General features: G+C 69.5%; 9 protein-coding genes and 2 pseudogenes. 10 read left to right on the top strand and 1 reads right to left on the bottom strand.

What is annotated here, in order from left to right; translation table 11 throughout:
- Positions 1–41: 41 nt before the first annotated feature.
- The 8 genes and pseudogenes from IE263_RS46620 to IE263_RS46585 form a co-directional block, all read left to right on the top strand.
- The gene (locus IE263_RS46620; RefSeq protein ID WP_189944235.1) at positions 42–1,724 is read left to right on the top strand and encodes an ABC transporter substrate-binding protein; all 1,683 of its coding nucleotides are present in this window, start codon (positions 42–44) and stop codon (positions 1,722–1,724) included.
- A gap of 95 nt (positions 1,725–1,819) precedes the next feature.
- Complete coding sequence (locus IE263_RS46615; RefSeq protein WP_189944234.1) at positions 1,820–2,797, top strand: ABC transporter permease; 978 nt, start codon at positions 1,820–1,822, stop codon at positions 2,795–2,797.
- Positions 2,798–2,810: 13 nt separating this feature from the next.
- Positions 2,811–3,731, top strand: a complete 921-nt coding sequence (locus IE263_RS46610; RefSeq protein ID WP_189944233.1) for an ABC transporter permease — start codon at positions 2,811–2,813, stop codon at positions 3,729–3,731.
- A gap of 3 nt (positions 3,732–3,734) precedes the next feature.
- The gene (locus tag IE263_RS46605; protein ID WP_189944232.1) at positions 3,735–4,700 is read left to right on the top strand and encodes an ABC transporter ATP-binding protein; all 966 of its coding nucleotides are present in this window, start codon (positions 3,735–3,737) and stop codon (positions 4,698–4,700) included.
- Positions 4,697–5,749, top strand: coding sequence for an ATP-binding cassette domain-containing protein (locus tag IE263_RS46600; protein WP_189944231.1), 1,053 nt, complete (start codon positions 4,697–4,699; stop codon positions 5,747–5,749). The genes IE263_RS46605 and IE263_RS46600 overlap by 4 nt, the downstream gene beginning before the upstream one ends.
- Entirely contained in the window at positions 5,746–7,290 is a 1,545-nt protein-coding gene (locus IE263_RS46595) for a glycoside hydrolase family 32 protein (protein WP_189944230.1), read from the top strand. Before IE263_RS46600 ends, IE263_RS46595 begins: the two co-directional genes overlap by 4 nt.
- Positions 7,291–7,375: 85 nt before the next feature.
- Positions 7,376–10,948 carry a glycoside hydrolase family 32 protein gene (locus IE263_RS46590; RefSeq protein ID WP_189944229.1) on the top strand — a complete coding sequence of 1,191 codons (3,573 nt, stop codon included), beginning with the start codon at positions 7,376–7,378 and terminating at the stop codon, positions 10,946–10,948.
- A gap of 211 nt (positions 10,949–11,159) precedes the next feature.
- A pseudogene (locus tag IE263_RS46585) lies at positions 11,160–11,390 on the top strand (hypothetical protein); the annotation flags it as partial.
- Positions 11,391–11,490: 100 nt separating this feature from the next.
- Here the strand turns inward: IE263_RS46585 and IE263_RS46580 are convergent.
- The gene (locus IE263_RS46580) at positions 11,491–11,799 is read right to left on the bottom strand and encodes a hypothetical protein (RefSeq protein ID WP_189944227.1); all 309 of its coding nucleotides are present in this window, start codon (positions 11,797–11,799) and stop codon (positions 11,491–11,493) included.
- 404 nt (positions 11,800–12,203) lie between these two features.
- Between IE263_RS46580 and IE263_RS46575 the strand changes: the two are divergent.
- Both IE263_RS46575 and IE263_RS46570 read left to right on the top strand, forming a co-directional pair.
- A pseudogene (locus tag IE263_RS46575) lies at positions 12,204–12,347 on the top strand (lamin tail domain-containing protein); the annotation flags it as partial.
- A 159-nt stretch (positions 12,348–12,506) separates the two neighbouring features.
- Positions 12,507–14,837: an NACHT domain-containing protein gene (locus tag IE263_RS46570; RefSeq protein WP_189944226.1), complete on the top strand. Its 2,331-nt coding sequence runs from the start codon at positions 12,507–12,509 to the stop codon at positions 14,835–14,837.
- Positions 14,838–15,090 lie beyond the last annotated feature (253 nt).

Here is a 15,090-nt window from a genome sequence, read left to right as displayed (position 1 = left end):
TCTTCGCCCTGTGTGTTGAAGAGAGGAAAAGAGTCTCCATTATGGCACCCTCCCGCATACCTTCACGGCGGCCCCGAGCCGTCCTGAGAGCGGTCACCGCGACCGCCGCCGCGGCCCTGGTCCTGTCCGCCTGTACGGGTGGCTCGGGCGCCTCCGGCGCCGGTGACACCTCCGGCAACCAGCTGCTCACCATCCCGCGCGAGGACCTGGCGACGTTCACGCGCAACTTCAACCCGCTCTCCCCGCAGGCCGCCCCCATGACTCTGCAGGCGGTCTACGAGCCGCTGGTCGTGCACAGCATGGCGGACGCCAAGGACACACCGTGGCTGGCCACCAAGTGGGAACAGGCCAAGGACGGCAAGTCCCTCACCTTCACCCTGCGCGACGGCGTCAAGTGGTCGGACGGCCAGCCGCTCACCGCCGACGACGTCGTCTACACCTTCGAGCTCCAGAAGAAGGTGCTGGGCGGCTTCGACTACCTGGACAAGGTCACCGCGGTCGACGCCCACACGGTGAAGTTCTCCTTCAGCAAGCCCTTCTCGCCCGCCTTCTACGAGATCGGCGGCCACTACATCCTGCCGAAGCACATCTGGTCCAAGGTGAAGGACCCGGCGAAGTTCGCCAACCCGAACCCGGTCGCCACCGGTCCGTACACCAAGATCGAGAAGTTCCAGGCCCAGTCGTACGAGTTGCGCAAGAACCCCGAATACTGGCAGCCCGCCAAGCAGCAGATCGCCGGCATCCAGATGCTCGCCTTCTCCGGCAACGACAGCGCCAACGTCGCCTTCACCAACGGTGAGGTGGACTGGACGCAGTCGTTCATCCCGGACATCGAGAAGTCCTTCGTCGCGAAGGACAAGGAGCACAACCACTACTGGTTCCCGCCCGCCGGTGCCATGATCAACTGGCAGCTGAACACCACGAAGGCCCCCTTCGACGACCCGGCGGTGCGCAAGGCGCTCAGTATGGCGATCGACCGCGACCAGATCACCAAGGTTGCGATGAACGGCTACGCCGAACCCGCCGACTGCACGGGCCTGGCCCGCACGTACGACAAGTGGCGCGACAAGGACCTCGCCGCGTCCTGCACCTGGACGACGTACGACACCGACGCGGCGGCCAAGGCTCTCGACGCGGCCGGCTACAAGGAGAGCGGCGGCAAGCGGAAGCTGAAGAACGGCAAGGACTTCACGTTCGACATCTCCGTCGGCTCCGCCTCCTCCGACTGGATCTCGGTCGCCAACATCATCAAGCAGAACCTCGCGAAGGTCGGCATCACCGCCACCGTGAAGACGCCCGACTGGGGGGCGGTGGTCAGCTCGTACGAGCAGGGCACCTTCGAGACCGGCATCGTGTGGAGCAACAACGGCGCCACCCCGTACGAGTACTTCCGCGGCGTGATGTCGACCGTCATGGTCAAGCCCGCCGGCGAGAAGGCCACGGAGAACTACCACCGCTTCGGCGACAAGAAGGCCGACAAGCTCATCGACGCCTTCGCCGCCGCCCCGGATGAGCAGTCGCAGCGCGAGCAGATGAACGGCCTGCAGGAGCTGTACAACAAGGACGCGCCCATCGTCCCGCTGTTCACCGGCCCCGAGTGGGGCGCGTACACGGACGCCCGCTTCACCGGCTGGCCCTCCGAGGAGAACCCGTACGCCACCCTCGGCAACCGCAACGGCAGCACGATCCTCGTGCTTACGTCGCTGAAGCCCGTCAAGGGCTGACGCCGTCCGCGGACCGGCGGCCGCCTTCCTCCCCGGACGGCCGCCCCCGCGCACCGAGCCACACGTTCACCCCCCACTGACAGGGAGCACGACCCGTGCGTCTGATCCTGCGCAACCTGGGGTTCTATCTGCTCGCCTTCTGGGCCTCCACCACCCTGAACTTCGTTCTCCCGCGCTTCATGCCGGGCGACCCGGTCTCCCGGATGTTCGCGCAGGCCCAGGGCACGATGCAGCCCGACCAGATAGCCCAGCTGCGAAAACTCTTCGGCCTCGACGACCGCCCCCTCTGGGAGCAGTACGTCTCCTACGTCAAGAGCGTCTTCACCGGCGACCTCGGCATCTCCATCACCCGCTTCCCCACCCCGGTCTCCGAGGTGATCGGCTCGCAGATCGGCTGGACCCTGCTGCTCGGCGGCGTCGCGCTCGTCATCGCGGCCGTCGCCGGCAACCTGCTCGGCATCGTCGCCGCCTGGCGGCGCGGCGGCGTCCTCGACTCCGCCTTCCCGCCCCTGCTGATCTTCGTCGGCTCGTTCCCCTACTTCTGGCTGGCGATGGGCGCGCTGTACCTGTTCGGGGTGAGCCTGAACTGGTTCCCGCTGCGGCACGCCTACGACGTCGGACTGACCCCTGGCTTCAACGGCGAGTTCCTCTCCAACGTCGCCACCCACCTGGTGCTGCCGGCGCTGACCATCGTGCTGGTCTCCATCGGCGGCTGGATGCTCGGCATGCGCAACACCATGATCGCCACGGCGGCCGAGGACTACATCACGATGGCCGAGGCCAAGGGGCTCAGCCCCTCGCGGATCATGTTCCGCTACGCCGCGCGCAACGCGCTGCTGCCCTCCGTCACCAACTTCGGCATGGCGCTCGGCTTTGTCGTCGGCGGCGCGCTGCTCACCGAGGTCGTGTTCGCCTACCCCGGCATCGGCTACCAGTTGCTGATGGCCGTCCAGGGCCTGGACTACCCGCTGATGCAGGGCATCTTCCTGACGATCACGGCGGCGGTGCTGCTCGCGAACTTCCTCGTCGACCTCGTCTACGTCCGCCTCGACCCGCGCGTCCGCGTCCGCTGAGGAGGTTGCCGACATGACCGCCATCGAGATCGCCACGGCCACCACGCCGACAGCGCCCGCACGCCCGGCCCGCCGGCGCGGACTGCTGCGCCAGCTCATCGACAGCAAGAAGGCATTGACGGGCCTGGTGCTGCTCGGCCTCTTCGCGCTGCTGGCCCTGCTTGCGCCCGTCCTGGCGCCGGGCGACCCGTCGCTCATCAACTCCACGGGCAGTCAGGCCCCTGCGGCCGCGCACTGGCTCGGTACGACCGCCAAGGGACAGGACGTGCTCGCCCTCACCCTGTGGGGTGCGCGCAGCTCCCTCTTCGTCGGGTTCACCGTGGGGCTCGTGGCAACCGCGGTCGCCATCGTCGTCGGCCTGGCGTCCGCGTACTTCGGCCGCATCGTGGACGACGCGCTGACCCTGGTCACCAACATCTTCCTGCTGCTGCCCGGCCTCCCGCTGCTCATCATCCTGGCCGCGTTCCTACCGCCCGGGACCTCCACCGTGATCCTGGTCCTCGTCGTCACCGGCTGGGCGGGCTCGGCCCGGGTCCTGCGCGCGCAGGCCAAGTCGATCCGCGGCAAGGACTTCGTGGCCGCCGCCGTCGTCACCGGCGAGCGCCCGCTGCGGATCATGTTCCGCGAGATCCTGCCCAACATGGCGTCCGTGGTGATGACCACGCTGCTCGGCTGCGTGATCTTCGGCATCGGCGCCCAGGCCGGCCTGGAGTTCCTCGGCCTCGGCGACAGCAGCGTCGTCAGCTGGGGCACCAACCTGTACTGGGCCAGCAACGACGGCGCGCTGATGACCGGCACGTGGTGGGCCTTCGTTCCCTCCGGACTGTGCATCGCGCTCGTCGCCTTCGCCATCGCGCTGGTCAACTACGCGGTCGATGAGATCACCAACCCCAGGCTGCGCAGCCGCCGTGCCCGCCGTGAGAGGAGGGGCTGAGCCATGGAACCCGTACTTGAGGTGAACGGCCTGCGCGTCGAATACCGCGGCGACGGACGCACCGTCGTGGGCGCCGACGACGTCTCCTTCTCCATCGGCGCCGGAGAGGTCTTCGGCCTCGCCGGAGAATCCGGCTGCGGCAAGTCGACCATCGCCAACGCGGTGATGCGACTGCTGAAGCCCCCGGCGGAAATCACCGCGGGCAGCATCCGCTTCCAGGGCCGCGACGTCCTCGCCCTGGACGCACGGGAGCTGCGCGCCTTCCGCTGGCGGGAGATCGCCATGGTCTTCCAGTCGGCGATGAACTCGCTCAACCCCGTCCTGACCGTCGGCGAGCAGATCGTCGACATCTTCACCACCCACGAGCGGATGAAGAAGCGGGCCGCGCGGGAGCGGGCCGGCGAGCTGCTGGAGCTGGTCGGCATCGACCCGGGAAGGCTGAAGGCGTACCCGCACCAGCTCTCCGGCGGTATGCGCCAGCGCGTGGTCATCGCCATGGCCGTCGCTCTCCGTCCCCGGCTGCTGATCATGGACGAGCCGACCACCGCGCTCGACGTGGTCGTGCAGCAGGAGATCATGGCGCAGATCCGCGACCTCCAGCGGGAGCTGGGCTTCTCCATCCTCTTCATCACCCACGACATGTCCCTGATGGTCGAGCTGTCGGACCGCATGGGCGTGATGTACGGCGGACGGATCGTCGAACTCGCCGACGCCAAGGACCTGTTCGCCCATCCGCTCCACCCCTACACCGAGGCGCTGATGAACGCCTTCCCGCCGCTGACCGGCCCGCGCCAGGAACTCACCGGCCTCTTCGACGCCCCGCGCACCGCCGACAGCTGCGGCTTCCACGTCCGCTGTCCCGAGGACCGCTCGGACTGCTCCACGAACATCCCCGACCTGCGCGAGGTCGCGCCCGGCCGCTGGGTTGCCCGCAGTGGAGCCCACAGCCCGGAAGGAGCCTCCCGATGACCGAACCCCTGCTGTCCGTACGCGGTCTGACCAAGGACTTCCAGGTCGGTACCGTCTTCTCCCGGCGCCGTGTCCGAGCCGTCAACGACGTCTCCTTCGATCTCCCGGCCGGCCGGATCACCGCCCTGGTCGGCGAGTCCGGCAGCGGCAAGTCCACCATCGCCCGCTGCCTCGCCCGCCTCGAGCAGCCCTCCGCCGGACAGGTGCTGCTCGACGGCGAGGACGTCCTGCGCACCGAGCGACGCCGGGCGTCACGGGCGTACCGCCGCAAGGTCCAGATGGTGTTCCAAGACCCCTTCGGCTCACTCAACCCCGTCCACCGCATCGAGCACTTCCTCACCCGGGCCCTCGTCCTGCACGGCCACTCCGCCACACCAGAGGCGCTGCGCGAGCTGATGACGACGGTCGGCCTGACCGAGGACATGCTCCAGTCCTACCCGCACGAACTCTCCGGCGGCCAGCGTCAGCGCGTCTCCATCGCTCGCGCGTTGGCGGTGGAACCCCGCCTCATCCTGGCCGACGAACCGACCTCGATGCTGGATGTCTCCGTGCGCGTCGGCGTGCTCAACCTGATGCGGCGCCTGCGCGACGAGCGGAACATCGCCATGCTCTACATCACCCACGACCTGGGCTCCGCGCGCTACCTCGCGGACACCACGATGGTCATGTTCGCCGGCGAACTGGTCGAGGGCGGCGACGCGTTGGCGGTGATGGACGCTCCCGCCCACCCCTACACGCGCCTGCTGCTGTCCGCCGTACCCGACCCCGAACGGGCCGGCAGCTACGACCCCGTCGAGCGCGCCAAACTGCGCGAGGCGATCCTCAACCCCACGTCCTGCCCCTACGGCGACGACGGCACGTGCAGCCGCACCGAGCCCGTCCGCCACATCGTCGGCGAAGACGACGGCCAGCCCCACTGGGTGCGCTGCCATCTGCGCGCACCCGCCTCCGACATCGCCCGCCGCGTCCTGAAGGCCACCGACCGGCCGGACGGCGAGGCCACAGACGACACCGACGCCACTGAGAAAGCGGAGACCACTGCCGCATGACCCACGACCTCACCCTCCCCTCCGGCAGCCACACCGCCGAAGGGCTGGCCGAACGCGCCCTGCGCGACCCCCACCGCCCCCGCTTCCACTTCACCTCGCCCGGCGGCTGGCTCAACGACCCCAATGGCCTTAGCCACTGGAACGGCGTCTACCACCTCTTCTACCAGTACAACCCGCTCGCCGCCGCCCACCACCGCATCCACTGGGGCCACGCCACCAGCACCGACCTCGTGCACTGGGCCGATGAGCCGGTCGCCCTCGTCCCCGGCACCACCGGCCCCGACCGCGACGGCTGCTGGTCCGGAGTCCTCGTCGACGACGGAGGAGTGCCCACGCTCGTCTACTCGGGCAGGCACGGCGAGCACGAACTCCCCTGCGTGGCCAGGGGATCGGCGGATCTGAGGTACTGGACCAAGGACCCCGCCAACCCCGTCATCACCGCCCCGCCCGAGGGCGTCGACATCACGGCCTTCCGCGACCACTGCGTCTGGCGGGAGGGCTCCGGCGAGACCACGGTGTGGCGCCAGCTGGTGGGCTCGGGAATCCGGGGCGCCGGCGGAACGGCCTTCCTGTACGAATCCGACGACCTGCGCAGCTGGCGCTACGTGGGCCCGCTGCTGACGGGTGACGCCTCGCAGAACCAGGGCGAGCTCGACTGGACGGGCACGATGTGGGAGTGCGTCGACCTCTTCCGGCTCGGCGAGGACGAGGAGGCCGGCAGCACCGACGTCCTGGTCTTCTCCGCCTGGGACGAGGGCACCACCCACCACCCCCTGTACTGGACCGGCCGCTACCAGGGCGACGCCTTCACCCCGACCGCCCTCCACCGTCTCGACTACGGCGGCCGCTACTTCTACGCCCCCCAGTCCACCCGTGACGAGCACGGCCGCCGCATCATGTTCGGCTGGCTCCAGGAGGGCCGGACGGACGAGGCGAACGCGCTGGCCGGCTGGTGCGGTGTGATGTCCCTGCCGAGGGTCGTCACGCTCGCTGCGGACGGCGGCCTGCATCAGGCCCCGGTGCCGGAGCTGACCGAGCTGCGGCGGGAGGGCGTAGAGGTGGCTCCGGGTCGGCTGGCCGACTCGTACACGCGGCTGCCCGCGGTACGCGGGGACCAACTGGACATCGAGACGACCCTGCGTCTCGCTCCCGGAGCGACCGCCCGGCTCGTTCTCCGCGAGACACCGGACGGCGCGGAACGCACGGTCGTGGAGGTGAGCAGGGCGCACGACGGAACGGGCGGCACCCTCCGACTGCACCGCGAGACCAGCAGCCTCGACCCAACGGTCGACACCGAACCCCGGTACGGCGAACTACCGTTGGACCCCGAAGGCCGGGTCGACCTGCGCGTCCTCGTCGACCACTCCGCACTGGAGATCTTCGCAGGCGGGCGGCCCCTCACCGCCCGCATCTACCCCACCCGCCCGGACGAGGCCGTCGGCGTCGGTATCGGTGCCGACGGTGACGTGGCCCTGGAGCGGTTCGACGCCTGGCAGATGGCGTCGGCCTTCACCGACGGACCCCGGCCGCTGTGGCCGTGACGGTCTTACACACGACCACGGCCCGCGGGGTGGACGTCCCCCCGGGCCGTGGCCCACCCTTCCCTGTTCTCCCTCAGGAGCCGCCATGAGCGTGTCCCGCCGTACCCTCCTGCTCGCCGGAGGAACCGCCGCCGCCCTGCTGCCTCTCGGAGGCATCCTCCCCGCAGCACAGGCAGCCGCCCCGAGCGCCGCCGGAGCGACCCCCGCCGCCACCCCGATTCCCGACCCCATCCCCGTCACCGGCAGCTGGACCCGCACCCCCGACGGCGGCCAGAAGGCGACCGCCGGAAGTCGCGGGCCCGCCCTCGCCCTGTCCGAGCAGCAACTCGCGGCCAAGGGCACGTACGCGGCCCGCGTCACGCCCCAATCCTCGTCCGCCGTAGGCGCGTTGGTGTTCCGGGCCGCCCTCGACGGCTCGACCGGATACGCGGTCGCCCTCGACGCGGGCCGTACCCGCATACGGCTCTACGACCTGGCCGGCGGCGACACACTCGCCACCGCTCCACTGCCGGGCGGGCAAGCAGGAAAACCCTATGACCTCGAAGTGGCCGTCGACGGACCCGAGCTGACGGTGCATGTCGACGGCAAGCGGCTCCTCCACACCGAGGACCACCGCCACGACACCGGCTCGGTGGGCCTGCTCGCCCAGGGCGGCAAGGTCACCTTCGGCCCGCCCTCCCTCTCCTCGGTCACCACCAACCTCACCGGCTGGACCACGAGCGGCGGCACCTGGACGGCGAGTCCGCTGGGCTGGCGCGCGGCCCCGACCCAGGGAGCCACCGCCCGCGCCATCACCACGACCAAGACGTACGACACCGCGCTCCAGGCCGACCTGCTCCTGCACGACGCCTCCGCCATCGCCTCACTGCTGGTGCGCACCGACGCCACGGCCACGCACGGCTACGGCGTCCAAGTCGACGCGGGCCAGGGCATGCTGAGGCTCTACCGCATCGACGGCAACGTCACCCTCGGCACCTACGCGACCACCATCAAGGCCGACACGGTCTACCGCCTGCGCGTCGAAGCCGAACACGACGAACTGCGCGTGCACTGGCAGACCAACTTCCTCTCTCCCGACGGCTACAGCCCCGTCATCACCGCCCAGGACTCCACCCACGCCAAGGGCCGACTTGCCGTCACGGCATCGGCCGGCGAGGTGTCCTTCGAGAACATCGCCGCGGCCGACCTCACCACCGGCCTCCAGGGCTGGACGGCCCGCTCCGGCACCTGGACCCCCAACCTGCGCGGCATCCGCGGCGAGAACGGCCTGCGCACGGCCCCCTGCACCGACGGCGACCTGGTGGCGAGGGCCGACGTCACACCCGGAGACCGCTCCTCCTCGGCCGGCCTCGTCCTGCGCGCGTCCGCGAACGGCTCCGGCGGCTACGAAGCCCGCCTGGAAGCCGGCCGCAACGCCGTCGTCCTGCTGGACCGCTCCTCCGGCGCCCGCCTCGCCTCCGCCTCCGGCCCGGTCCGGCGCATCGCGTCCGGCGGCACGTACCGCGTCGAGGCCCGCGCGACGGGCAGAACCATCGAGGTGTACGTGGACGGCGTACGGGCGCTCAAGACCCGCGTGTCCCGCACCAAGGGCGCCGCCTTCGGCACTGCGGCCGCGCACGGGACGTCGTACTTCCAGAACGTCGAGGTCCACGGCACCGCCGACTACTTCACCGAGCCGTACCGCCCCACATACCACTACTCCCAGCTCACCGGCTCCACCAGCGACCCCTGCGGCCTGCTGCATTACGACGGCGAGTACCACCTCTTCCACCAGGACGAGGGCCGCTGGGCGCACGCGGTCAGCACAGACCTCGTCCACTGGCAGCCCCTGCCGATCGCCCTGCCCTGGAACGCCTACGGCCACTGCTGGACCGGCTGCGCGGTCGTGGACGCCGACGACACCTCCGGTCTCTTCGACGGCGGCTCGGGCCTGATCGCCTATTACACGAGCTACCACCCGGACAAGCCGGGCGGGAACGCCAGCGTGCGCATCGCGTACAGCAAGGACAAGGGCCGCTCCTGGCAGCTGCACGGCGGCTCGTCCCCGGCTGTGCAGAACCCGGGAGGCCCCGACGCGGGCTGGACCTTCCGCGACCCGAAGGTCATCCGCGACGAGGTCCACGACCAGTGGCTGATGGTCGTCTCCGGCGGCGACCACATCCGCTTCTTCACCTCCACCGACCTCCTCACCTGGACCCACGTCAGCTCCTTCGGCTACGGCGACTGGGTCACCCCGGGCGTCTGGGAATGCCCCGACTTCTTCCCGCTCCCGGTCGACGGCGACAAGGACAAGGTGAAGTGGGTCCTCACCCTGAGCACCGGCGCCGTACGCGCCACGAACGGCTCGGCCGCCCAGTACTTCACGGGTGACTGGAACGGCACCGGTTTCACTCCCGACCAGAAGGCCGGCACGGTCCTGCGCGCCGACTCCGGCCGCGACTACTACGCCGCCATGTCCTTCTACGGCCTGCCCGACGACCGCCGCGTCTGGCTCGGCTGGATGAGCAACTGGGACTACCCCTTCAGCGCCCCGACCGGAGCCTGGAAGGGCCAGCTGAGCACCCCCCGGGAACTGACCCTCACGGACACCGCCGACGGCGTACGCCTGGCACAGCGCCCGGTCCCGGAGCTGGCCACGCTGCGCACGTCCACCACGACCCGCAAGGACCTCGCCGTCGGCCCCGACTCCGCGAACCCGCTCGCGGGCGTCACCGGCATCGCCTACGAGATCGAGGCCGAGATCACCCTCGGCACCGCCACGGAGATCGGCTTCCGCCTCCGGACCGACGACGACCAGCACACGACAGTCGGATACGACGCCGAGGCGCAGGAACTGTTCGTGGACCGCTCGGCATCGGGCCTGAGCGACTTCACGCAGTACTTCGCGGGCCGCACGACCGCGCCGATGAAGACGACCGACGGCCACGTGACCCTGCGCGTGTACGTCGACTCGTCCTCGGTCGAGGCATTCGGCGCGGACGGACAGGCCGCCGTGACCAGCCTGATCTTCCCCGGCCCGGACGCCGACGGCATGGCCTTCTACGCCAAGGGCGGCACCGCACACATCGAGTCGCTCAAGGTGCACAGGCTCGACAGCACCTTCCGCCTGGTGAATCGGGTGAAGCCGCTGGTGGCCGCCCCGGCCGGCGGCGAATTCCGCTCGGACCTCGGCAAGTTGACGATCACCCCCGCCGGCCTCTGGTCGACGGACAGCGCGGGGCGCGCCGGAAGGTTCGACAAGGACTCCAACGCGATCTCGTCCCGCACGGCCGCGGACCTGGACCTCACCACCCTGGTCCGGCTCGGCGGCCCCGCGCCGGACACGGGCGGCGCCCTCTCCCTCCTCTGGCGCGCCTCCTCCGACGGCACCGACGCCTACTGCCTCAACATCGACCCCGACCTACGCGTGATCCGCCTGGTCGCCAAGACCAACGGCTACTTCGACGATGCCAAAGCCCTCGCCCGCGTCCCGGCCCTGGTCCGCCGCGGCACGACCTACCCCGTCCGCATCCTCACCGAGGGCGACCGCATCCAGGTGTTCCTCAACGGCACCCGGATCATCGACGTGACGGACACGACGTACGCGAGCGGCCACATCGGCCTCAACGTGTTCGGAGGGAGAGCGGCATACCAGGACACGTACGCCAAGGAGCTGTGACCCCCGGTCAGGCCGACCGGCAACTGTAACCGCGGAGGCTCCGCCATCGAGTATTCGAGGGCGGAGCCTCCGTGAGCTGGAGCAGCAATCTTCGCGATCCAAGCACAACCACGATCGAGCCGAACCCACCGTCCATGTACGCGACTGATGTCCGGATACCCTCGGGTTCCCGGTCACAGCCCTCCGGGAATCCAGGAACCCGTCGCTTTCGCGCCGGGCCGACTTCGACTGGATGGTGCGGCTCGGATGGGTCCGCTCGCCGCAGTCGATCGAGGTCCGCTTCGGCACGAGCCGGGCCGGGGCCGTTGATGTCGCGCTCTACACCGCGGCGTCCGTCGAAGCGGTGGTCGCCGCGCACCCCGAGGTCGACTGGGAGCAGCTGCGCGCGGTCGGGAAAGGCCGGCAGTCCCCGCTCGCCGCTCTGCAGCCCGCCCCGGCCTGACCGGTTCCGACCAACCGATGACGCCTCTTCCCTTCGGCTGTCGCGTGGGGAAGACACCTCATGTGGCTAACGGGTCAAGTTGACCTTGTCCTGCGTGGGGTCAGCCAGTCGCGAATGCGGACAGCAGCGTGTCTGCCCGGACCTCCAGTTCGGGCGTCAGAAGTCCGTTAACGATCACAGAGACCTCATCGCCACCGACCGAGCGGGCAAGCCGAACCTCGACCTCTTGCTTCTCGCCGACCAAGGGATACGAGTACCAGCCGTTGGCCTGCTCGTCGTCGGTCGCCTCGACCGCCAGTGCCACCGTCTCCCAGTCGGTGGCATCGAAGCCGTAATCCACGTAGCGCGACAGCAACTCCAGGAAGGACCGCAAGTTGCGCTCCCAGATCCATCCACCGACTTCTGTCATGACTCCCCCTCCGCGCTCAGGAGGACAGCCTGTCAGAGCCGAGTCTTCAGTGATCAGCCAGCTGCGGCAGGAGGCGGGAACGCGATGGATGCGTCGAAGAGCACACGGTTCTGGAGGCCACCATCCCGTACTTGCGACGCAGATCAGCCACGCTGGTGGAGTCCGGCTCGCGCAGACAGCTTGCCGGTGAGTTCGTGGGACAGCGGCCTGGCATACCGGGCGGTGGCGCGGGCGTTCGTGGACGGGGATCCGCTTGATCAGGCGGGAGGCCCCCTCGACGTCCGTGCGGTGGTGGCGGGCATCCGTACGGAGGCCAAGGACGGGTTCCTGCTCGAGGAGGTGCCCTGGGACCGCTTCCCGGAGGGCGTCAGCGTTCGGGAGGACATGGAGCGGCTGCTCTCGGGCGACGCCGCTGCAACTTCATGTGGAGCAACGACAAGGACACCATCTACTTCTACAAGCCGCCTGGTGCCCGGGCCGACGTCCACTCCTACACCAAACGCGCCCACGACCCGGACGGCAACGGCTACATCAACTACCACGGCTGACACCGTGTCGGTGCCTGCTCGCCCGCCGGATCCCGGCGGAGAGTGATCCGACGGCGCCGACTCTCAGTCGGCGCCGGGTTCAGCCCGAGGCCCCGGCGTCCCGCGTCGGCTGCGGCATGTCGCGCCCTCGGGCGGTGCCGAGGTGGTCATGATCAAGGCATGGCGAGGATCGGAGGGCGCGGGTATCGGCGATGGCGGCTGTGGCTGGTGTGGGTCGTTGGGCCGCTGGTGGCAGTAAGCGTGCTCTATGCGGTGGTGCAGCTCGTTCGCGGCGGCCTTGACGCGCTCAGTCCTGGGGATCTGTTGGGGCTCTCCCTCGGGGTGGCGTCCGTCTGGCTCACTGTGGTGGCCCAGCGGCGGCCGCCCGCGGGTGACCTGGCACAGCTGGCACAGGGTTGGGCGGCCACTCTCGCTGAACTGGTGAAGGAAGACGTGCAGCGGCAGTGGCGGCAGCTGATCGGGGACGACCCGCAAAGGATCAATCTGACCTTCACCCTCCGCCCCGAGTCAGGGCGCACGGCGGCGGTCCCAGCGGCAGCGGGGCGCTTGTTCGAAGGAACCGCGGCTCTTCCCGATGTGGCTGCTTACTACCGTCAGCTACGGCCGCGTCGGCTGGTGATCACTGGCGGGCCGGGAGCGGGCAAGACCGTCGTCGCCCTGGAGCTGATGCTGGACCTCCTGGAGAGCCGGGAGCAGGCAGATCCAGTCCCGGTGCGTCTTTCGCTCGCCGAGTGGGATCCAGCGGTTCCGTTGCCGCAGCTGCTGGCCCTCCACCTAGTGGACGTCTACGACCTGCCGGCTCGGGTGGCAGAGGAACTGGTCCGACAGGGCCGCGTGTTGCCGGTGCTGGATGGGTTGGACGAGATGGACCCCAGCACGGTGGAGGGCGTTCCATGCCCCGATGCCCCGCGCGCCTTAGCTGGCCTGGAGGCGCTCAACGCATACCAAAGCGGACGAGAGGCAGGCCCAGTGATCTTGACCTCCCGCTCCCGCCACTACGATGCCGTGCGCGATCGGGTTCGGCTGCTCGACGCCGCACGCATCGACATCGACCCCGTCACCCCGCAAGTGGCTCGCGCCTACCTGAGGCAGCGCGCCCGGAACCCGGAACGCTGGCGGCCGGTGCTCGAGGCGCTCGAGGATGACGCCACCGGACCGCTGGCCACAGCCTTGTCCACCCCGTGGCAGCTGAGCCTTTCCGCCACCGCCTACGCCCGAAACGGCGACCCCGTTGAGCTGCTGCGTCACGCTACCGTCGGCGACCTCGACGAACATCTGCTGGCCCGCTTCGTCTCTGTGGTCACCACCCTCCACGCGCTGCCGCGCCGACCCTACGCTGCGGGCGACGTCCACCGCTGGCTCGCCCGCCTCGCCGCATACCTGGACACCGACTCCCCCGCCTCAGCACAACCGGCGGGGGCCAGCGCTGGTCCCCGCACCGACCTGGTCTTGCACGAGCTGTGGCCACTTGCCGGCCCCCGCCGAGTCCGGGCTACCGACGCCGTGCTGACCGCGTCCGGGTTCTTGCTGCCGATCGTCCTATGGGCCGGCCTCGCATGGTCCAGCAGCGCCCTGCCGCTAATCCTCACGTGCATCGGGCTGGCCGCTGCGGGCGGTTGCTACGCGGCACGGGCTTCCGTGGGCCCTCCCGCACGCACGCATTGGGGGCGCATGCGCACCAAGGCCGGATGCCGCGACCTCGCGATCGGGCTCGCGTTCGGGATCGCCTTCGGAATCGCCTTCGGGATCACGATGGGACCCGTCCTGTGGCTCGGATTCGCCCTCGCGACCGGGGTCGAGGTCGGACGCCTGGCAGCGCAGTCAGCCGGACTCGGGTACAGGCTCGTGTTCGGGGTGTGGGTCGGGGTCGTCATCGGCCTCGCGGCCGGGCTCATGCGCGCTATTGGGCGCGAGCCGTCAACGAGCGCACTGCCCCGTGAGGTCATTCGCGGCGATCTTTCACGAGGCCTCGCAGTCGGGATCACGTGCGGGCTCGTGTTCAGCCCCATGTTCGGTCTTATGGCCGGGCTCGCCATCGGGCTCGCTGTCGCACTCACCGCCCGGTCCACCCGTGTGATGAGGCGCGAACGGCCCATGGGTTTCGCGGCCGGTGTCACCATTCGTAGTGATCTTTATCGCTTGCTCGTACTCGGGTTTGCATTCGGGTTTGTGGTCGCGCTCGCGTACGGGTTCGCGGCCGGGCTTTACATCGGATTCACCGGCGCGAGCGGAACCTGGGCCGAGCTCGTGATCGTGGTCGTGTGTGGGTTCATGATCGGGCTCATGACCGGGTTTGCGTTCGGCGCCCCAGCCGCCCGCCGCTACTTGGTCTTCCTGCTGTGCTCCAGGGGAAAGCTGCCGTGGAGGCTCGGAGTCTTCTTGGATTGGGCCTGCGCGGCCGGTCTGCTGCGCCTCGCCGGATCCGCATATCAGTTCCGACACCGAGAACTGCAGCAATGGATGGCACGAAATCCCGCTCCCTCTTTGTAGCAGCTGGCCAGTCGTACAAGCCTCGTGGTAGTTGCTGGGGCCGGTAGCCATGGTCATAGCCCATTTACTCACGGTGTTTGCGTGGCTCACTCGGGGGTTCGGTGTTGGATGCCTTGCCGCCCATCTCACTCGGTCATTCCTCCACGGCTGTGTCGCCGTAGCGCCGGGCGATCTCGTGGAACGCCTCCTTGGGTTGCACGCACCGTCGCCGGTCACCGCCACGACCCCGAAGCCGGCCTTGTCGAGGTCGAGA

It is taken from the genome of Streptomyces aurantiogriseus, assembly GCF_014649375.1.
In the GTDB taxonomy this organism is placed as follows: Bacteria; Actinomycetota; Actinomycetes; order Streptomycetales; family Streptomycetaceae; genus Streptomyces; species Streptomyces aurantiogriseus.
This window is presented reverse-complemented; position numbering and strand designations above follow the sequence as displayed.

What these genes read in the sequence shown, in the direction of transcription:
- IE263_RS46590 (WP_189944229.1), top strand. Translation starts at nt 7,376, where the DNA reads ATGAGCGTGTCCCGCCGTACCCTCCTGCTCGCCGGAGGAACCGCCGCC.
- IE263_RS46620 (WP_189944235.1), top strand. Translation starts at nt 42, where the DNA reads ATGGCACCCTCCCGCATACCTTCACGGCGGCCCCGAGCCGTCCTGAGA.
- IE263_RS46610 (WP_189944233.1), top strand. Translation starts at nt 2,811, where the DNA reads ATGACCGCCATCGAGATCGCCACGGCCACCACGCCGACAGCGCCCGCA.
- IE263_RS46595 (WP_189944230.1), top strand. Translation starts at nt 5,746, where the DNA reads ATGACCCACGACCTCACCCTCCCCTCCGGCAGCCACACCGCCGAAGGG.
- IE263_RS46580 (WP_189944227.1), bottom strand. Translation starts at nt 11,799, where the DNA reads ATGACAGAAGTCGGTGGATGGATCTGGGAGCGCAACTTGCGGTCCTTC.
- IE263_RS46605 (WP_189944232.1), top strand. Translation starts at nt 3,735, where the DNA reads ATGGAACCCGTACTTGAGGTGAACGGCCTGCGCGTCGAATACCGCGGC.
- IE263_RS46600 (WP_189944231.1), top strand. Translation starts at nt 4,697, where the DNA reads ATGACCGAACCCCTGCTGTCCGTACGCGGTCTGACCAAGGACTTCCAG.
- IE263_RS46570 (WP_189944226.1), top strand. Translation starts at nt 12,507, where the DNA reads ATGGCGAGGATCGGAGGGCGCGGGTATCGGCGATGGCGGCTGTGGCTG.